Source organism: Methylobacterium mesophilicum, assembly GCF_036441335.1.
Classification (GTDB): domain Bacteria; phylum Pseudomonadota; class Alphaproteobacteria; order Rhizobiales; family Beijerinckiaceae; genus Methylobacterium; species Methylobacterium mesophilicum_B.
Genome location: NZ_MLBW01000022.1, coordinates 1 through 19021, shown reverse-complemented (window position 1 = coordinate 19021; position 19021 = coordinate 1). Strand labels below are relative to the sequence as shown.

Below are 19021 nucleotides of genomic sequence, written 5' to 3'. Positions count from 1 at the left end.
CCGGCCGCTCGGCCTGCCGCTCCGCGGCCGGCCCGCGCACCGGCACGCGCCGGCCGGGCCCCCGAACGGAGATCACGATGATCGGGGACATGTCGCGCTTCGCCTCACCGTCCGGGACCGGCGCGGTCCTAGGCCTGCTCGTGCTCGGATCGGCACTGACCGCGCATCCGGCCGCCGCGCAGACCGCGACACCGGTCGAGACCTTGAGCGATCAGACGCAGGCGCGGACGAACCCGGAGATCGCCGCCAAGGCGGCGTCCCCGGTCCGCGTCGGTCCGCTCGCGCCGTGGGCGACGGAGATGGCGGCGGCCGGCTTCACCTTCGACATCAACATGTACGACTTCTATCAGGCCAACCCGTCCGCGGGCCTGCGCACGGGGCAGCAATCGAATTCCGCGTACTTCGTCCTGTCGATGACGGCGGACATGCAGAAGCTCGCCGGCATCGCGGGCGGCAGCATCAACTTCACCGAGACGCTCTTCGGCCTCGTGCGCAACCTCAACATGGCCGGCGACATCGGCGATACGACGGTCGGGTATCAGCCGCCCTACAATCCGAACGACAACCGCCTGTCGCTCCTGACCTATCAGCAGAAGCTGCTCGACGACCGCCTCGTCATCGAGGTCGGCCGCACCCATCCGGGCCGCTACTACGCCCTGCCGCCCTGCAACTCGATCAACTCCTGCTTCCAGGACATCCTGTATCTCAATGCCGGCTGGACTTCGCCGCTCTACGCGGTCTGGGGGGCGAATTTCGCCTACAAGATCTCGCCGACCACGTACATCCAGGCCGGCGCCTTCAGCGTGAATCCCGGAACCAACGTCCTCTCGGGCTACGACTGGGGCTACGAGCGCCTGTCCGGGGCCCTCGCCATGTTCGAGATCGGCCGCGTGACCGATTACACCCAGGAAGCCTATCCCGGACGCGCCTCCTTGACGGGCTTCTTCAACTCGGCCGATCACGACGACAACTTCAAGACCGTCTTCGGAACGTCCAAAGGGCTCAATCCCGGCACGCCGGTCCTCCAGAAATCCGGGACTTCGGGCATCGTGCTGACCGGCACGCAGACCCTCTGGCGGGCCGACGGCGGGCGCGAGGTCAATCCGCACCCGACCGCGATCTCGGTCTATACGGGGACCGGCTACGCCTTCGATCCGACGATCCCGATCCGCTTCAACAGCTTCGTCGGACTGCTCCTGCAGGCCCCGGATCAGAGCCGCCCCCTCGACACCTACGGCATCAAGATCAACTGGCAGCGCCTCAACGAGAACTACACGCGCTTCCTCGCCGACGCGAACTTCATCTCGGGCGGGACGGGCGCGCCCTTCTCCCGGGACAAGTTCGTGTTCGAGCTCAACGCTCACTTCGCCATGCCGGGCGGCGTGGTCGTGGAGCCGGTCGTGCAGTACCTCGTGAACGGCAATTCCTACTTCAATCCCTACACGGCGCGCCGCCCCAAGGACGGCTTCTACGGCGGTTTCACGCTGTCGGTCCCGCTCGGCACGCTGCTCGGCCTGGCTCCGGGCTGAGACGCGACCGCTCCGCCTGAGCGGCCACCTCCGCAGCGCTCAAGCTGCGCGGGCCCCGGGCGACACCGTCCTCCGGTGGCCGCCCCGTACCCGTCCATCCGTTCCCGTCCTGGCTCCGAGCCGTCCCTCGGGCCGGACCGCGTCACGCAGGGCGGATCAGCGTGCCGGTCGGGCGAGGGGAAAGCCGGCGCGCGGCGTCACCGCGGCGGTTCCCGGCTAGCGGGCGCCGGCAGACGCGTCCCACCCCGCCATCGCGAGCCGGGCGACGGCCTCGAGCGCCGCCCGGCTCGCGCCGTCGCGGGCCTGGAGCGACATGCCGTTCTGCACCGTGAGCACGAAGCGGGCGAGTGCGGAGAGGTCGACGGAGGCGCCGATCTCGCCCTCCGCGACCGCATGCGCGAGCCGTTCCTCGACCCGTCTGAGCCCCTCGGCGCGGGCCGCACACACCAGGGCGCCGAGTTCCGCCTGTCCCTCGCTGCCGGCGGCCGAGAGCGTCACCATGCAGCCGAGCGGCTCGATGCGCCCGCAGGAGCCCGTGAGCGCGGCGGCCGAGTCCATCAGGAGCGCCGCGACGGCCTCGCGCGCGGTCGCGGCGGCGGCGAAGTTGGCCCAGACCATCCCGTCGTACCGGTCGCCGTAGTGGCGCAGCGCCTCGGCGTAGAGCGCCTCCTTCGAGCCGAACGCCGCGTAGAGGCTCGGCGAGCCGATCCCCATGACTGCGGTGAGATCGGAGATGGACGTCGCGGCGAAGCCGCGGCGCCAGAACAGCCGCATCGCCTGCTCGAGCGCCGCCTCACGGTCGAAGGCGCGGGGCCGGCCGCGCCCGCGGGCCGGCGCTGACCGTGCCGCCACACGCGTCGCTGCCTGGGCCGCCGCTGACGTCGAAGCCGATTTTTGCATCGATCGTTATATAAACCGCTTGACCCGCACCGACAACGCATCTAGCCATTTCTGTGTCGTTCATTACAGAAAGAGGCGGACGTGAGTGAGCTGGCAGGCAAGCGCGCCCTGGTGACGGGCGCATCACGCGGCATCGGTGCGGCCATCGCCTTGGCGCTCGCCGACCGGGGCGCGGACGTCGCCATCACGTACGAGCGGTCCGCCGAACGGGCGGCCGAGATCGTCCGCGCCATCGAGGCCAAGGGGCGCCGCGCCCGCGCCATCCAGGCCGACAGCGCCGACGCCGCGGCGGTGAGGCGCTCGGTCGACGAGGCGGCCGAGGGGCTCGGGGGACTCGACATCCTCGTCAACAACGCCGGCATCGCCCGCGGCGGCCCGGTGGCGGAGATGAGCCTCGCCGACATCGACGCCATCCTCGACGTCAACGTGCGCTCCGTCGTGCTGGCGTCGCAGGCGGCGATCCCGCACCTCGCGGAAGGCGGCCGGATCATCTCGATCGGCTCCTGTCTCGGGGAGCGCGTCCCGTTCCCCGGGGTCACGGTCTACTCCATGTCGAAATCCGCCCTGCTCTCGTTCACCCGGGGGCTGGCGCGCGAGCTCGGTCCGCACGCCATCACCGTGAACCTCGTGCAGCCGGGGTCGACCGACACCGACATGAACCCGGCCGACGGCGCGCAGGCGGACATGCAGCGCGCGATGACCGCGCTCGGCCATTACGGGACGCCGGACGACATCGCGGCCGCGGTGGCGTTCCTGGCGAGCCCCGCCGCGCGCCAGATCACCGGCACCACCATCACGGTCGACGGTGGCGCGAACGCGTGATCCCCTTCGGCGAACGTGGTGAGGCGCCATCGCGACCGGATCATAACTCCCCTCCCCTTCTCACCGCGGCCGACGCGGACGGCGTGCCGCTCAACCGCATGCGCTCCGGCGGAGGAAGGCGGCCTCATCGTGCGCTCGGGAGCGACCCGTCCGCTCGCCGGCACGACCGTCCCTGGCGCGTAGCCCGGCGGCCGGATCATCGTCCCCGCGGGGTGTGTCGGCAGCGGTCCGCTCCCGGCCCGACGGCGAGCCGGAGGGAGGAGACGCGGACGATATCGGTCGGCGACCTGCCCGTCGGCGACGCGCCGCCTCGACGGTCTGCCCCCGCGCGCAGTCGGGCTCCCAGACGCTCGCGGGGGCCGCCCTCGTGGATCAGCGGATGCCGCCGCTCGCCGTGATTTTCTCGCCGGTGAGCCAGCGCGCGTCGTCTGACGCGAGGAACGCCACGACGGTGGCGATATCGTCCGGCTGACCGGCACGGCCGAGGGGCGTCTGCGCGATCATCCCGGCCTCCATCTCCGAGCCGGAGATGCCGGCCGTGTGCGTCCCCTCGGTCACCACGTAGCCGGGGCTGACGACGTTCACGCGGATCTTGCGGGGGGCCAGCTCGTTGGCGAGCACCCCCGATATGGCGTTCACCGCGCCCTTGGTGCCCGCGTAGACCGCCGCCGTCGGGGTGTGCACGTGCGTGATCGCCGAGGAGACGTTCACGATGCTCGCGCCTTCGCCGAGATGCTTCGCGGCGGCCCGCGTCGCCAGCAGGACGCCGAGTACGTTGACGTCGAACTGGCGGCGATAGTGTTCCTCGGTGACCTCCTCGATCGCGGCGAACTCGTAGACGCCGGAATTGTTGACCAGCACGTCGAGCCGCCCGAACGCGCGGATCGCGGCCTCGATCACATCCTGCGCCTCGGAAGCTCGGGATACGTCGCCCTGGGCCGCGACGGCCCTGCCGCCGGCGGACGTGATCGCGGCGACGACGGCTTCGGCCCCTGCCCTGCTGGACGCGTAGTTCACCACCACGGCGGCGCCGTCCCGCGCCAGCGCCTTGGCGATCCCCGCTCCGATGCCCTTCGAGGCCCCGGTGACGACGGCGACCTTGCCCGCAAGCTTCGACATGTATGCTATCTCCGGCATGGGCCGGCCGCGGGTCGCGGCCATCTTCCCATAGTTCGGAACTTCGGAACTAACGGAGCGTCGTTCAAGGGCCCAGATGGACGAAAGATGAGATCCCTGTTTCACCCCGCCATCGAGGACGTGCGGCCGGAGGCCATCCTGCACGCGCTCGCCGACCCGAGCCGCGCGGCCATCTTCGCCAAGATCATGCAGGCCGGGTGCGTCGAGGCCTGTTCGGCCGTATCGGCGGTCGGGGACCGGGTCATCCCGAAATCCTCGCTGTCCAACCACATCAAGGTGCTGCGCGAGGCCGGGTTGATCCGCAGCGAACGGCACGGCGTCGAGGTGCGCAACCATTCTCGCTGGACCGAGGTGGAGGCGCGCTTTCCCGGCCTGCTGGCGGGGATCATCAATGCCTACGCTTCTGAGGCCGGCACCGACGCGCGCCCCGCGAAGGCGGCAGAACCGCGTTAGGCGCGCGACCCGGATCTGTTGTCGAAGATCGGGGGCGCGGCGTCGAACCCGCTGCTCACCAGGTCCGGGCAGGCGCCGGTCCTGTCCGCCGGACGTCCCACAGGGCCGACGCGAGGCCGGAGCCCTGTCCGACCGGCCTGCACGGCGTCACGTGCGCGTCTGCCGCATCGCCCACGAATCTGCCGGCGGATGACCCGATGGTCCTGGCAGTCGACCACCTCCTGCAGGCGCGTGCGGCCATCGTCGCGATGGGCCGCCAGCGGCTGCGACAGGTGTCGGATCTGGCGCTGTTCGAGGACGGGCGCGCTCTGGCGCAGCGCTTGCGGGCCTGATTCCGGCGGCCGATCACGCGGCCGGTCGCGACCGACCGTCCGTTCCCGCGAGGTTGCGCTCGATGACGGCGCGCAGATGCGCGCGATCGAAGGGCTTGCCGACATGGTCGTCGGCGCCGGCCGCCCGGAGCGCCCGGACCTGCTCGGGCAGGACGTGGGCCGTCATCGCGATGATCGGCACCGCGCCGGACGCGTCGCCGAGGCCGCGGATGATGCGCGTGGCCGTGATGCCGTCCATGACCGGCATCTCCACGTCCATCAGCACGAGATCGTAGGCCTGCGCCTGGACCATGGCCACGGCCTCCTGGCCATCGCAGGCGATGGAGACGCGATATCCCATCGCCTCCAGAACCATCTGGGCGATCTCGCGGTTGATGGCCCCGTCCTCGACGAGGAGCAGGTGCCCGCGTCGGGACCCATCCGTCTCGACCGCGCGCGGCGGAGCCGGCGGGACCAGCTGGTCGAGCGCCGGCGCGCGCGGGAGGACCACGTCGAACCAGAAGGTCGAGCCCGCCCCGTCGCGGCTCTCCAGCCCCATGGTGCCGCCCATCGTCTCGATCAGGCCCTTGGCGATCGCGAGCCCCAGTCCCGTGCCGCCGAAGCGCCGGGTCGTGGAGCTGTCGGCCTGGGCGAAGCGGGTGAAGAGTCGCGCCTGCGCCTCGACCGGGATCCCGATCCCGGTGTCGCGGACGGCGACGCGCAGGGCGACGCCGTCCGATCGCGGCGCGCGCGTGAGCGTGACCGTCACGGCGCCGCGCTGCGTGAACTTGACCGCGTTGTTGACGAGGTTCAGCAGCACCTGCCTCAGCCGCGCCTTGTCCCCGACGACCGGCTGCTCCGTGCCCGCCTCGCTCTCCCAGCGCAGGGCGAGGCCCTTGCGCTCGGCGGTTCCGGCGACGAGGGCCACGGTCTCCTCGACGAGGGCGCGCGGCGAGAACGGCGCCGCCTCCAGCGCGATGCCGTCCGCCTCGATGCGCGCGTAATCGAGGATGTCGTTGACCACCGTGGTCAGGACCTCGCATCCGGCCCGCATCTGGTCGACGCAGCGCTGCTGGCTCGGGGTCAGCGTGGCGTCGTCGCGGAGCAGGTCACCGAAGCCCACGATGGCGTTCAGCGGCGTGCGGACCTCATGGCTCATCGTGGCGAGGAAATCGCTCTTGGCGCGCTCGCCGGCCTCGGCACGCGCCTGGGCCGCCTCGGCGCGATCGCAGGCGTCGGCGAGCTCCGCGGTTCGCTCCGACACGCGGCGCTCGAGATCGACATTGGCGAGGGCCAGGGCCTGATCGCGCTCACCCAGGCGCGCCAGGAGCGAGGTCAGCGCGTCCGTCAGCTCGGCGATCTCCAAGTAGCCACGCGGCTTCGGCAGGCGATTGTCGCCCGTGGACGCGTCGATGCCGCTGGCCGCCCCGGCCAGCGCGCGGAGCGGATGGGCGAGCCGCTCCGCCGCCGACCAGCCCAGCAGCGCGAACAGGAGCGTGAAGGCGGCGCCACCGAGCATCAGCCGGTTGATGATCGGATCGGAGATCGCCTTCGCCACCTCGACGGGCTGCCGCACCAGCACGGTCCACGGCAGGGTCGGTTGATCGGCCGCGGGACGGGCGCGGCTCGCGCCGGTGAAATAATCAGCCCCGTCGGGCCATGTCCCGCGCGCGCTCGCGAGCTCGGCACCGCTCGTCAATTCCGGCAGCGCGGGCAGGACGGCGTCGATCCGCTGACCGGCCTGATCGCCGGGGCCGAGGATGACGGTCCCGTCGCCGGCGAGGATCAGCACCTCGACGCTCGGCTCGCGCTTCAGGGCCTTGGCGATGGCCGCCCGGCTCATCTCCCGCATCCACGTGATGCTGAGATGGCCGCCGACGACGCCGGTCCGGGCCCCGGCCGCGTCGTGGAGCGGCATCGCGACGTCGATGAAGCGCCGGGGCTCTCCGTAGGGCAGCGCCGGCAGGCGTTTCGCGAGGAGCTTCGCCTCGTGGATGTCGATGACGGCCGGGGCCTCGATGCCCTTCTGGAACCACGGGCGCGCGGCCACGCTCTCGCCCTCCAGCATGCCGCCGGTGCTGGCGACGACCACACCGGACCGGTCCGCGAAGCCGATCCAGGCATAGGCGGGGTAGCTCTCGCGCAGGGCATCGACCCACGCGCGCTGCGCCTCGGGCTTCGTGGCGTTCGTCCGGGCGACCGACGACAGCACGGCCATGTCGCCGAGCCGCTCGGCGATGTTGGCGTCGATGATCTGGCGCAGATGCTCCGCGAGCTCGGCGGTGTGCGCCTCGGCGCGGATCTGCACGCGCGCGGCGACGAACTGCGAGACCAGGGTCGTAGCGGCGGCCGTCAGGAGCAGCGCTCCGGCGGCGAAGACGAGGGCGAGGAGGGTGCGCAGCCGCATGATGACACCGGACCCGGGACGCCCGACCGTCGCACAAGGCGGTTAATGCGGAGCTGTTGAGGGCCCGACGATCCGGGCCGCGGCTCGGAAACAGGACCGCTGGTCTTGCGCGAGAACGACCTGATAGACATCACTATTGCGCAGAGCCCTCGAAGAACTTCTTCGAAGAGGCATCGGCCGTCCGTGCCGGATCGAGGGCGAGGTGCGCTATGTTCGGACGTGCTCCCATACCGTCGAGATGACGACGGAGCCCTCGCCGACCGAGGCCGCGACGCGCTTGACGGATCCCGCCCGAACATCGCCGACCGCGAAGATGCCGGGACGCGACGTCGCGTAGGGTGAGACGGCGCCGATCGTGTTTCCGGTCATGACGAACCCGTGGCTATCGAGTTCGACGAGCCCCGAGAGCCAGCCCGTATTGGGGGCGGCCCCGACCATCACGAACACGGCGCAGGTCGGGACCACGCGCGTCGTCTGATCGGCGAGGGTGCGGATCGTGACCGCCTCGAGGTGGGAATCGCCGTGCAAAGCGGTGAGTTCGGCGCCGTACTCGACGGTGATCGCCGGCTCCGCCTCCAGCCGGCTCGACAGGTAGCTCGACATGGAGGTCGCGAGCGACGGCCCGCGCACGAGGAGGCGCACGTGCCGGGCGGAGCGGCTGAGATACATCGCGGCCTGTCCCGCGGAGTTGCCGCCCCCGATGATGATCGCCTCGGCATTCCGGCAGTCACGGGCCTCGATCTCGGTCGCCGCGTAGTAGATGCCGGCCCCCTCGAATGTCTCGAGGCGCTCGATCGGCAGTCTGCGGTACTGGACGCCGGTCGCGACCACGACCGCCCGCCCCCGGACGCGCCGACCCGTGTCGAAGGTCGCGCAGAACGATCCGTCCTCCAGCCCTTCCAGCTTGGCAACGCGCCGCGGCATCGCGAACCGCGTGCCGAACTTCATCGCCTGGACCTCCCCGCGCCAGACGAGATCGGCCCCGGAGATGCCGGTCGGAAAGCCCATGTAGTTCTCGATGCGGCTCGAGGTGCCGGCCTGACCGCCGATCGCCACGTCCTCGATCACCAGCGCGCGGAGCCCCTCCGCCCCGGCGTAGACCCCGGCAGCCACTCCGGCCGGGCCACCGCCCACGATGAGGACATCGAAGGCCTCGTCGTCGACGAGGTTGTAGTCGAGGCCGAGCAGCCGCGCGACCTTGGCGGGGGTCGGATCGGGCACGACGACGCCCCGGCCGAAGATGACCGCCGGCCTCTCCGACGAGATCGCGCAGCTTCTGGCCACGCTCGCCGCCTCCGGGCTGCCCAGCGGATGGGACCTGTAGGGAAGGCGGTTCCGGCTCGCGAACTCCGCGATCCGTCGCACGCTCCGGTCGTCATCCTCGCCGATGAGCACGAGCGTGCCGTCATGCGCGTCGAGCTGCCGTCGCCGCCGTGCGGCGAGGACCGTGATGATGATGTCCGACATCTCCGGAATCTCGGACATCAGCTGCAGCATCGCCGGACGCGGGACCTCGGTGACGACGGTATCCGCGCTCGCCCGCATGGGCATCGACCAGACGCCGCCGTTCAGGAACGAGATCTCGCCCATGAATTGGGTCGGCCCGAGCGTCGCGGGCAGATGTCGCTCGTCGGTGAACGGGTTGACCACTTCGATCTCGCCGGCCTCGACGTAGTAGAAGCGGTCGGCCAGGTCGCCGGCGCGCACGACGAAGGTTCCGGCCGGGTAGCGCGTCTCGACCCCGATGCCCCGGAGCGCGGCGACATGCGATGCGGCGAGTGGGATGCGCTGCATCTCCCGGAGGTCACGACCGATCGATTCCATGAACCGCTCCTATCGCAAGTTGCGCCCGGGGGCGCAGCATCGATGGCCGGGCCTCGGCAAGCAAGATCCGCATCCCCGCGCTCGCCGGTGCAGGGGCCGGTCTGGGTATCGGCTGTCGCGGCGATCGACGTCGCGGGCAGGCACCCGATGGCGGCACGGAGCCGCCCGACCGGCCGGCGCGGGTCACGTGGCAGCGCCCCGCCCGCGGATCAGTGTAGGAGCGCGTGCTCCCGAGCACGGCCGGCGCCCTCGGAACGTGAGATCTTCGCGACAGGTCGAGAGATCAATATTCCCGACGGAGGCATCCATGGCTGATGTTGCTGCGATCCGCGAGACGATACACCTCGACGAGGGGGACGTGATCGTCCTGCTCCCCGGCGACCTGTCCCTAGCGAGCATCAACCTGCTTCAGGCCAAGCTCGACGGTCTGGCCGCGGACCTGAACGCGCGGTGCATGGAAGAGAGCCGCGCTTCCCTGTCGGGATTGGCCGGGCTCGCCGCCTTCCTCGCCAACTGAGACGGAGCCGGCCACGCACTCAGTGCAGTCGCAGCGCCGCGCGCACCGGCCGCGCCCGGACCGGCCGCGACGCGGGGCATCCTGCGAGCCGGTCGCGGATGGCGGGGACCGGCACCTCGATGGTCGGCGATGGACAGGCCGCCGGCTCGGGGCTCGGGCAGACCGGGGGCGGCCGAGCCCCGATCCACCGGACCGGGCCGGATCTCGCTATCACCGGACTGAGCGTTCGCCGCGGGAGGATCCGGCGCCTCGCGGGCGCGCTGCGACCAATTCGACACGCCCGGTCCGCCGGTGACGCGGCCGGCCTCCCTGTCGCGGTTCCGGCTCCCGGCGCCGACCCGGCGCGGCTCGGACCGCGATCCTCGGCCGTCGTTCCAGACAATCGTCGCCGCGATCGCTCGGGCATCAGCGCCTCGCCGGCGAGGCGTGAGCGTGCGCGCCGCCGCATTCGCCGCGGCTGTGCAAGCACGCGCCGCCCGCGCGGCGCCGGATTTTCTCAGCGTGCGCGCCGCAGACCCTGCCGCGCACTCGCCCGCGCGAGCTCCGATACTGAGATCGACTTCATGTTCCGGAGTCTTCTGTCGGTCCGGGCGCTCCCCTCCGCGTAGAGACTGCCGAGTCCTGTAGGGCGAAACCTGACTTATAGGGGTTGCAACGGTTTGCTAGGGTTGATGGTTACTGCTCGCGGAAAGCGTGGAGAACTCGATGTACGCCTCGGTCCTGGGCGATCTGGAGATATCGGTCGAGCCTCCGGGTGCCGGGCCGCCGCCCGAGGCGCTCATCCTCCGCGAACACATCCGCCGGATCCTGCGCAAGCTCACGCGCCCGGCGGCCAGCGCTCAGTACAGCTGAAGGGAACGAAGCACGGTGCCGTCGGCGATGTGGATCTCCACGCACCAGCGTTCGTCAGGATCGGGCAGTTCGCCCCGCGCGTGCATCTCGGCGATCAACTGCGTTGCCTCGGCCACGGCGACCTCGATCGAGCTTGCCAGCACGCCCTCCTCGTCCTCGATGACCTCGTTCGGCCCTCTCAGGCGGAAATGGTACCGCTCTACCATGTCGCTCCTGCTCACACCGTCGGCACAGCACTCCGACCGCGCGAGGGTAGCATCGAATGGGCGGATAAAGCCAAGCTGGCATGCCAAGTCGGGCCCGGCAGGGGTCGAATCCGCCCGCGTCGGCACGCAGTTGCGCCTGTGATCTACGAGGATGTCGGGGGCAAGCCCGGTGCAGGTCGATGCAGGTTGTTGCGCCGGCCAAGCTCTTAACGCGGCAGGCCTTTTTGCGGCGCATGGTGCGGGCATGTCCCAGCGCCCGACGAGCCCGCCATGCATTTCGAGATCCGAGCGACCGACACCCGTCTTTGGACCTGGGTGCTCCTCGATGCGACACAGATGCCGGTCCTGACATCGGATCGCACCTTCCCCTCGGAGGCCCAGGCCTCGGCGGCCGCGCTGGCCTTCGCCAAGCTCGTCACGCGGGCCGGCAGGACCCTCACCGCCGCCCCGTCCGGCGGACTGATCTGAGGCGTCCGCCGCTGCCCGGGTGGTAGCCCGCCCGCCGAGCGCGCCGAGCCCGCGTCCGGTCGCCGACCGCACGCATTCTCGATATGCGGGCCCGTCGACGGCCGCACCGTCGAGGGCGGCCCTCGAGAGCCGGCTGTCCGTCGGCGAGACGGCCCGACTCTCTGGACGCGCGGAAGGACTTCAGTCGTCGCGGGCCATCGCCTGTCGGTGGCGCCGGACGCAGCCGCGCAGCGCCATGTCGGTGTGCAGGTCGACGATCTCCGCCTTGGTCATCCGGCCATCGGGCCTGTACCACGTGCAGGCGCTGGTGAGCATGCCGAGGATCGCGTAGGCCGCGACGCGCGAGTCCCGAATGTCGAGCGCGCCCGCGGCGACGCCGTCATCGAGCAGCGCGACCAGCCTGTCTTCGTAGTCCCGGCGCAGCGCCACGATCGCCGCGTAATGCGGCGCATCGAGCGACCGCAGCTCGAAATTCGCGATGAAGACTTCCTGCTTCTTCTCGAGATGGTACGTGACGTGGTGGGCCACGAAGGCGCGGAGGCGGTCCGTCGGGCCGCCGGACGCCGCTGCCAGCGCCGCGTCGGTCTGCGCCAGCAATGTCTCCATGTGGTCGCGCACGATGTCGAACAGCAGATCCTGCTTGCTGCGGATGTGGTTGTAGAGCGAGGCCGGCTGGATCCCGACCTCGGCGGCCAGGGCGCGCAGGGTCATCGCCTCGTAGCCGTGACGGTAGATGAGCCGAAGCCCGGCCTGGCGGATGGCGGCGGCCGTGCGCGGCCCGTTCGATCCGGCGGTGCGACCCACGAAGACACTCCGAAGACAGTTCAGAGCGCAACAGACACCGGGGAATGCTCACGCCGATCCCCGCTATAGGCTCACGAACGTCCGTTCGTAAATCGCCTTGCCAGCGCGGTTTAACGAACGTACGTTCGTTTCAAAGAGGCGAGTGCCCGATTCTCTGGCGAGGAGACGCGCGATGCCCATGGGCCTGCAGGATTTCGAGTTCGGCCTGGGCGAGACGGCCGATGCCCTGCGCGCCGAGGTCGAGCGCTTCGCCCGCGCCGAGATCGCCCCCCGCGCGGCAGCGATCGATGTCAGCAACGCGTTTCCCGCCGACCTCTGGCGCAAGCTCGGCGCACTCGGCGTGCTCGGCGTCACCGTCGAGGAGACCTACGGCGGCGCCGGCCTGGGCTACCTCGAGCACGCGGTGGCCATGGAGGAGATCAGCCGGGCCTCGGCCTCGGTCGGCCTGTCCTACGGCGCGCATTCCAACCTCTGCGTGAACCAGATCCGCCGCAACGGCACCGAGGCGCAGAAGCGGCGCTACCTGCCGAGGCTGATCGCGGGCGAGCATGTCGGCGCGCTCGCGATGTCCGAGCCGGGCTCCGGCAGCGACGTCGTCTCCATGCGGCTGCGGGCCGACCGCCGCGGCGACCGCTACGTCCTGAACGGCACCAAGATGTGGATCACCAACGGCCCCGACGCCGACATCCTGGTCGTGTACGCCAAGACGGATCCCGGGGCTGGCCCGCGGGGGATCACGGCGTTCCTGGTCGAGAAGGATTTTCCCGGCTTCTCCACCGCGCAGAAGCTCGACAAGCTCGGCATGCGCGGCTCCAACACCTGCGAGCTGCTGTTCCGGGACTGCGAGATACCGGAAGAGAACGTCCTGGGCGCGGTGGGGCGCGGCGTCGGCGTGCTGATGTCGGGCCTCGACTACGAGCGCGCCGTGCTGGCCGCCGGCCCGCTCGGCATCATGCGCGCCTGCCTCGACGTCGTCCTGCCCTATCTCCACGAGCGGCGGCAATTCGGTCGGCCGATCGGCGAGTTCCAGCTCATGCAGGGCAAGATCGCCGACATGTACACGGCGACGAACGCCGCCCGGGCCTACGTCTACGCGGTGGCGCGGGCCTGCGAGCGCCTGGAACAAGGCGCTGCTCGACAACGCCGCCCGGCCGTCCGGCGCCCTGGTCTTCGCCGGGGCGACGCTGTCCGAGCCGCAATTCGACCGGCTGAAGGCGGAGCTCGAGGCGAACTACCAGGGCGCCGCCAATGCCGGCCGGCCGCTGCTGCTGGAGGGCGGCCTCGACTGGAAGCCGCTCGCGCTCTCGCCGCGCGACATGCTGCGCGCGACCGCCGACCGCGTCCGCCTCGGCGGCGGGGCGGCCGCGCGGGAGCGGCATCGCGCCCGCGGCAAGCTCCTGCCCCGGGACCGGATCCGGGCGCTGATCGACCCGTTCTCGCCCTTCCTGGAGGTCGGCCAGCTGGCCGGGCACGGCCTCTACGGCGGCGAGGTCCCCTCGGCCGGGATCGTCACTGGCATCGGCCGCGTCTCCGGGCGCGAGTGCGTGATCGTCGCCAACGACGCGACCGTGAAGGGCGGCACCTACTTCCCGATGACCGTGCAGAAGCATCTCCGGGCGCAGGAGATCGCGCAGCAGAACCGGCTGCCCTGCCTCTACCTCGTCGACAGCGGCGGCGCACATCTGCCAAGCCAGGACGAAGTCTTCCCGGGCCGGGACCATTTCGGTCGCATCTTCTACAACCAGGCGACGATGTCGGCGCAGGGGATCGCCCAGATCGCCGTGGTGATGGGCTCCTGCACCGCCGGCGGCGCCTACGTGCCGGCGCTGTGCGACGAGTCGATCATCGTCCGCGGCCAGGGCACGATCTTCCTCGGCGGGCCGCCGCTGGTGAAGGCCGCCACCGGCGAGGAGGTCAGCGCCGAGGAGCTCGGCGGCGCCGACGTGCACGCCAGGATCTCGGGCGTGACCGACCACATGGCGGAGACCGACGCCCACGCCCTCGGCATCGCCCGCCGCATCGTGGCCAACCTGAACGCGGTGAAGCGCCCCGCGCTCGCGCTGCGGCAGCCCGAGCCGCCGCGCTACGCCGCCGAGGAGATCTACGCGGCGGTGCCGGCGGACCGCCGGACGCCCTACGACGTGCGCGAGGTCATCGCCCGGCTGGTGGACGGCAGCGACTTCGACGAGTTCAAGCGCCTCTACGGCCAGACCCTGGTCTGCGGCTTCGCCCATATCTGGGGCTACCCGGTGGGAATCGTCGCCAACAACGGCATCCTGTTCTCGGAGAGTGCCCTGAAGGGCGCCCACTTCGTCGAGCTCTGCGCCCAGCGCGGCGTGCCCCTGGTGTTCCTCCAGAACATCACCGGCTTCATGGTCGGCCGGCGCTACGAGGCCGGCGGCATCGCCAAGGACGGGGCCAAGATGGTCACCGCCGTCGCGACCGCGGCGGTGCCCAAGTTCACCGTCCTGATCGGCGGCAGCTTCGGGGCCGGCAATTACGGCATGTGCGGACGGGCCTACGGGCCGCGCTTCCTCTGGATGTGGCCGAACGCGAGGATCGGCGTGATGGGCGGCGAGCAGGCGGCCTCGGTCCTGGCCACGGTCCGGCGCGACGGCATCGAGGGCCGCGGCGGCACGTGGTCGGTCGAGGACGAGGCGGCGTTCAAGGCGCCGATCCGGGCGCAGTACGAGGAGCAGGGCCACCCCTACTATTCCAGCGCCCGGCTCTGGGACGACGGGGTGATCGACCCGGCCGACACGCGCCGCGTCCTGGCGCTCGGCCTCTCGGCGAGCCTCAACGCGCCGACGCCTGAGACCCGCTTCGGCCTGTTCCGGATGTAGGAGGCGCGGGATGGGCGACACCTTGCTGGAGACGGTCGACGAGCGCGGGGTCGCCACCCTGACGCTCAACCGTCCGGAGCAGCACAACGCCTTCGACGACGGCCTGATCGCCGCCCTCACCGCGTCCCTGCACCGGCTGGGCGCCGCGCCCGGGATCCGGGCGATCGTCCTGGCGGGCGCCGGCCAGAGCTTCTCGGCGGGCGCCGACCTCGCGTGGATGCGCCGGATCGCCGGCCAGTCCTTCGACAGCAACCTCGCCGACGCCGCCGGGCTCGCGGGGCTGATGCACAGTCTCGACCGGCTGCCGAAGCCGACGCTCGCCCTCGTGCACGGCGTGGCCTACGGCGGCGGCGTCGGGCTCGCCGCCTGCTGCGACGTCGCCATCGCGGCCGAGAGCGCGCGGTTCTGCCTGAGCGAGGTGCGGCTCGGCCTCATCCCGGCGACGATCGGCCCCTACGTGGTCAACGCGATCGGCCCGCGCTGGGCCCGGCGCCTGTTCCAGACCGCGGAGGTCTTCTCCGCCGAGCGCGCACGGGCGATCGGCCTCGTGCACGAGGTGGTGCCCGACGGCCGGCTGGGGGCGGCCGGCGCGGAGGTGCTGCGCGACATCCTCCGGGGCGCCCCGGGCGCGCAGGCCGAGGCCAAGGACCTCGTCTTCCTGTGCGAGGGGCGGCCGGTGGACGCCGACCTGGGACGCGAGACGGGCCGGCGCATCGCCCGGCGCCGGGCGTCGGACGAGGGGCAGGCGGGCATCGCCGCCTTCCTCGACAAGCGCCCTCCCCCGTGGCGGCGGGATTGAGGGGGCGGCCATGTTCGGCAAGATCCTCATCGCCAACCGCGGCGAGATTGCCTGCCGGGTGATCGCCACGGCCCGGCGCCTCGGCATCGGCACGGTCGCGGTCTATTCCGAGGCGGATGCCGGCGCCCGCCACACCCGGATGGCCGACGAGGCGTGGCCGATCGGGCCCGCCCCGGCGCGCGAGAGCTACCTCGTGGGCGAGCGGATCCTCGACGTCGCCCGGCGCGCCGGGGCGGAGGCGATCCATCCGGGCTACGGCTTCCTGTCGGAGAACGCGGACTTCGCCGGCGCCTGCGCCGGGGCCGGCCTCGTGTTCGTCGGCCCGCCCCAGGCGGCGATCCGGGCCATGGGCTCCAAGGCCGAGGCCAAGGCGCTGATGGAGCGCGCCGGGGTGCCGCTGGTGCCGGGCTATCACGGCGCCGCGCAGGATCTCCCGGTGCTGAAGGAGGCGGCCGCCCGGATCGGCTACCCGGTCTTGATCAAGGCGTCGGCCGGCGGCGGCGGCAAGGGCATGCGCGTCGTCGCGGCGGCCGCGGCGTTCGAGTCCGCCCTGGCCGGCGCCCAGCGCGAGGCGCGGGCGTCCTTCGGCGACGACCGGGTGCTGATCGAGAAATACCTGACCCGCCCCCGGCACATCGAGATCCAGGTCTTCGCCGACAGCCACGGCACCACCGTCTCGCTGTTCGAGCGCGACTGCTCGATCCAGCGGCGCCACCAGAAGGTGATCGAGGAGGCGCCCGCCCCGGGGATGGATCCGGTCCGGCGCGCGCGGATGGGCGAGGCCGCGGTCGCGGCGGCGCGGGCGGTCGGCTATGTCGGCGCCGGCACGGTGGAGTTCATCGCCGACGGCGAGACCTTCTACTTCATGGAGATGAACACCCGGCTCCAGGTCGAGCATCCGGTGACCGAGATGGTCACGGGACTCGACCTGGTGGAGTGGCAGCTGCGCGTGGCCGCGGGCGAGCGGCTGCCGCTCGGCGCCGGGGATCTGGCCCTGCGCGGCCACGCGATCGAGGCGCGGGTCTACGCCGAGGATCCGGCGCGCGATTTCCTGCCGGCGGTCGGCACCCTCGCCCACCTGCGCCAGCCGCCGGAGGTGCCGGGGCGGGTGCGGGTCGAGACCGGGATCGTGCAGGGCGACCGGATCACTCCGGATTACGACCCGATGATCGCCAAGCTGGTCGTCTGGGGCGAGGACCGGGCGGCCGCGATCCGGCAGCTCGCGGCCGCCCTCGCCGCCTACGAGGTCGTCGGCGTGACGACCAATCTGGATCTCCTGCGCGCCGTCGCCGGCCACCCCGCCTACCGCGCGGCCGACCTCGATACCGGCTTCATCGCCCGCCACGCCGACGACCTGCTGGCGCCGCTTGCGACCGGTGCGGCCGATCCCGCGCTCTGGGCCGCCGCCGCCCTCACCGTCCTGCGCGACCGGCGCGCGGCCGTCGCCGCGCAGGNGGTCGTCGGCGTGACGACCAATCTGGATCTCCTGCGCGCCGTCGCCGGCCACCCCGCCTACCGCGCGGCCGACCTCGATACCGGCTTCATCGCCCGCCACGCCGACGACCTGCTGGCGCCGCTTGCGACCGGTGCGGCCGATCCAGCGCTCTGGGCCGCCGCCGCCCTCACCGTCCTGCGCGACCGGCGCGCGGCCGTCGCCGCGCAGGCGCGGGCGAGCGGCGACCCGTGGTCGCCCTGGGCCGATCCGGACGCGTGGCGGATGAACGGGGAGCCCTACCAGGACCTGCAGTTCCGCCACGGCGYCGACCCGCCCGTCACCCTGCGCACGCACCCGCTCCCCGACGGCGGCGCCCGCGTCGACCTGCCGGGCGGCTCCGTCCTGGCGGCGCTCGCCGAGGACGCAGAGGGCGAGCGGCTGATGCTGGACGGCGTCTGGCGCCGGCTGCGCGCGGTCCGCAGCGGCGCGGAGCTGACGGTGATCGTCGGCGGCCGGAACGCGACGCTGGTCCACGTCGATCCCCTCGCCCCGCCCCGGACCGAGGCGTCCGGCAGCGACCGGGTGACGGCGCCCGTGCCGGGCCGCCTGACCCAGCTCTGGGTGCGGCCCGGCGATGCCGTGGAGAAGGGCGCGCCGCTCGCGGTGATCGAGGCGATGAAGATGGAGATCACCCTCCGCGCGCCGCAGGCCGGCACCGTCGCCGAGATCCGCCACACCGTCGACGACATGGTCGAGGAGGGCGCCGAGATCGTCACCTTCGCGGCGGAGGAGCGACCCGCATGAGCTATCCGGCCCGGGTGCAGGTGGTCGAGGTCGGGCCGCGCGACGGGCTCCAGAACGAGCCCGCGCCGGTGCCGATCGCCGCCAGGGTGGCGCTGATCGAGGCCCTGGCCGAGGCCGGGATGACCCGCATCGAGGCCGGCAGCTTCGTGTCGCCCCGCTGGGTGCCGCAGATGGCCGACACCGCGGAGGTCCTGGCGCGGCTGCGGCCCCGGCCCGAGGTCGGCTATGCCGTTCTCGTCCCGAACCTGCAGGGCCTGGAGCGGGCCCTCGCCTCCGGGGTCCGGGAGGTCGCGGTGTTCGCCGCCGCCTCCGAGAGCTTCTCCCGGCGCAACGTCAACGGCTCGATCGCCGAGAGCCTCGACCGCTTCGCCCCGGTGCTGGAGGCCGCGCGCGCGCGAGACCTGCGGGTGCGGGGCTACGTCTCCTGCGTGCTGGGCTGCCCCTACGAGGGCGACGTCGTGCCGGCGGCGGTCGCCCGGGTCGCCGCGTCCCTGCACGCGATGGGCTGCCACGAGATCGCCCTCGGCGACACGATCGGGACCGGCACGCCGCTCCAGGCCCGGCGGCTCGTCGAGCGGGTGGCCGCCGACGTGCCGATGACGGCCATCGCCCTGCATTTCCACGATACCTACGGGCAGGCCCTGGCCAACATCCTCGCCTGCCTCGAACTCGGGGTGTCGGTTGTGGACGCCGCGGTGGCGGGGCTCGGGGGCTGCCCCTACGCGCCGGGCGCCGCCGGCAACGCCGCCACCGAGGACGTCGTCTACATGCTGCGCGGCATGGGCATCGAGACCGGCATCGACCTCGACGTCCTCGCCGCGGCCGGGCGGTCGATCGCGTCCCAGCTCGGCCGGGAGCCGGCCTCGAAGGTCGCCCGCGCGCTGGCCGCCGCGCCGCCGCACCCCTGATC

General features: G+C 71.9%; 16 protein-coding genes and 3 pseudogenes. 13 read left to right on the top strand and 6 right to left on the bottom strand.

Features of this window, described 5'->3' with window-relative positions; translation table 11 throughout:
- Positions 1–77 precede the first annotated feature (77 nt).
- On the top strand, positions 78–1529 hold the full coding sequence (locus MMR14E_RS14720; protein ID WP_331315290.1) for a carbohydrate porin: 1452 nt from the start codon (positions 78–80) through the stop codon (positions 1527–1529).
- A 216-nt stretch (positions 1530–1745) separates the two neighbouring features.
- Here MMR14E_RS14720 and MMR14E_RS14715 read toward each other — a convergent pair whose 3' ends face one another.
- Entirely contained in the window at positions 1746–2303 is a 558-nt protein-coding gene (locus MMR14E_RS14715; protein ID WP_331315309.1) for a TetR/AcrR family transcriptional regulator, read from the bottom strand.
- Between the two features lie 207 nt (positions 2304–2510).
- Between MMR14E_RS14715 and MMR14E_RS14710 the strand changes: the two genes are divergently transcribed.
- Positions 2511–3251 carry an SDR family oxidoreductase gene (locus MMR14E_RS14710; protein ID WP_331315288.1) on the top strand — a complete coding sequence of 247 codons (741 nt, stop codon included), beginning with the start codon at positions 2511–2513 and terminating at the stop codon, positions 3249–3251.
- Between the two features lie 372 nt (positions 3252–3623).
- Here MMR14E_RS14710 and MMR14E_RS14705 read toward each other — a convergent pair whose 3' ends face one another.
- Positions 3624–4370 (bottom strand): glucose 1-dehydrogenase, encoded by a 747-nt coding sequence (locus MMR14E_RS14705; protein ID WP_331315286.1) that lies wholly within the window; start codon positions 4368–4370, stop codon positions 3624–3626.
- A 105-nt stretch (positions 4371–4475) separates the two neighbouring features.
- Between MMR14E_RS14705 and MMR14E_RS14700 the strand changes: the two genes are divergently transcribed.
- Together MMR14E_RS14700 and MMR14E_RS14695 are read left to right on the top strand one after the other, a co-directional pair.
- Positions 4476–4841: a helix-turn-helix domain-containing protein gene (locus MMR14E_RS14700; protein ID WP_331315285.1), complete on the top strand. Its 366-nt coding sequence runs from the start codon at positions 4476–4478 to the stop codon at positions 4839–4841.
- A gap of 197 nt (positions 4842–5038) precedes the next feature.
- Positions 5039–5173 (top strand): hypothetical protein, encoded by a 135-nt coding sequence (locus MMR14E_RS14695; protein WP_331315284.1) that lies wholly within the window; start codon positions 5039–5041, stop codon positions 5171–5173.
- Between the two features lie 13 nt (positions 5174–5186).
- Here MMR14E_RS14695 and MMR14E_RS14690 read toward each other — a convergent pair whose 3' ends face one another.
- On the bottom strand, positions 5187–7559 hold the full coding sequence (locus MMR14E_RS14690; protein ID WP_331315282.1) for a hybrid sensor histidine kinase/response regulator: 2373 nt from the start codon (positions 7557–7559) through the stop codon (positions 5187–5189).
- A gap of 207 nt (positions 7560–7766) precedes the next feature.
- A complete protein-coding gene (locus tag MMR14E_RS14685; RefSeq protein ID WP_331315281.1) occupies positions 7767–9383 on the bottom strand; it encodes an FAD-dependent oxidoreductase in 1617 nt (538 codons plus the stop codon).
- A 307-nt stretch (positions 9384–9690) separates the two neighbouring features.
- Here MMR14E_RS14685 and MMR14E_RS14680 point away from each other — a divergent pair, with 307 nt between their 5' ends.
- Entirely contained in the window at positions 9691–9900 is a 210-nt protein-coding gene (locus MMR14E_RS14680; protein ID WP_331315280.1) for a hypothetical protein, read from the top strand.
- Between the two features lie 705 nt (positions 9901–10605).
- Positions 10606–10752, top strand: a complete 147-nt coding sequence (locus MMR14E_RS14675) for a hypothetical protein (RefSeq protein ID WP_331315279.1) — start codon at positions 10606–10608, stop codon at positions 10750–10752.
- Here MMR14E_RS14675 and MMR14E_RS14670 read toward each other — a convergent pair.
- Positions 10740–10958 carry a DUF6894 family protein gene (locus MMR14E_RS14670; RefSeq protein ID WP_331315278.1) on the bottom strand — a complete coding sequence of 73 codons (219 nt, stop codon included), beginning with the start codon at positions 10956–10958 and terminating at the stop codon, positions 10740–10742. The two genes, MMR14E_RS14675 and MMR14E_RS14670, sit on opposite strands and share 13 nt — an antisense overlap.
- A 270-nt stretch (positions 10959–11228) precedes the next feature.
- Here MMR14E_RS14670 and MMR14E_RS14665 point away from each other — a divergent pair, with 270 nt between their 5' ends.
- Positions 11229–11426: a hypothetical protein gene (locus MMR14E_RS14665; RefSeq protein WP_331315276.1), complete on the top strand. Its 198-nt coding sequence runs from the start codon at positions 11229–11231 to the stop codon at positions 11424–11426.
- Positions 11427–11606: 180 nt separating this feature from the next.
- Here the strand turns inward: MMR14E_RS14665 and MMR14E_RS14660 are convergent, their stop codons facing one another.
- Positions 11607–12230 carry a TetR/AcrR family transcriptional regulator gene (locus tag MMR14E_RS14660; protein WP_331315274.1) on the bottom strand — a complete coding sequence of 208 codons (624 nt, stop codon included), beginning with the start codon at positions 12228–12230 and terminating at the stop codon, positions 11607–11609.
- A 172-nt stretch (positions 12231–12402) separates the two neighbouring features.
- On the opposite strand from MMR14E_RS14660, the pseudogene MMR14E_RS14655 reads away from it, so the two are divergent.
- The 6 genes and pseudogenes from MMR14E_RS14655 to MMR14E_RS14635 all read left to right on the top strand — a co-directional run.
- Positions 12403–13353: pseudogene (locus MMR14E_RS14655) on the top strand (acyl-CoA dehydrogenase family protein); the annotation flags it as partial.
- A 7-nt stretch (positions 13354–13360) separates the two neighbouring features.
- Positions 13361–13489 (top strand): annotated as a pseudogene (locus tag MMR14E_RS29275) (phage portal protein); the annotation flags it as partial.
- 81 nt (positions 13490–13570) lie between these two features.
- Positions 13571–15073 (top strand): annotated as a pseudogene (locus MMR14E_RS14650) (carboxyl transferase domain-containing protein); the annotation flags it as partial.
- Positions 15074–15083: 10 nt separating this feature from the next.
- Positions 15084–15872, top strand: coding sequence for an enoyl-CoA hydratase-related protein (locus MMR14E_RS14645; protein ID WP_331315272.1), 789 nt, complete (start codon positions 15084–15086; stop codon positions 15870–15872).
- A 10-nt stretch (positions 15873–15882) separates the two neighbouring features.
- Entirely contained in the window at positions 15883–18111 is a 2229-nt protein-coding gene (locus MMR14E_RS14640; RefSeq protein ID WP_331315271.1) for an acetyl/propionyl/methylcrotonyl-CoA carboxylase subunit alpha, read from the top strand.
- Positions 18108–19019 (top strand): hydroxymethylglutaryl-CoA lyase, encoded by a 912-nt coding sequence (locus MMR14E_RS14635; RefSeq protein ID WP_331315270.1) that lies wholly within the window; start codon positions 18108–18110, stop codon positions 19017–19019. Before MMR14E_RS14640 ends, MMR14E_RS14635 begins: the two co-directional genes overlap by 4 nt.
- Positions 19020–19021: the final 2 nt, after the last annotated feature.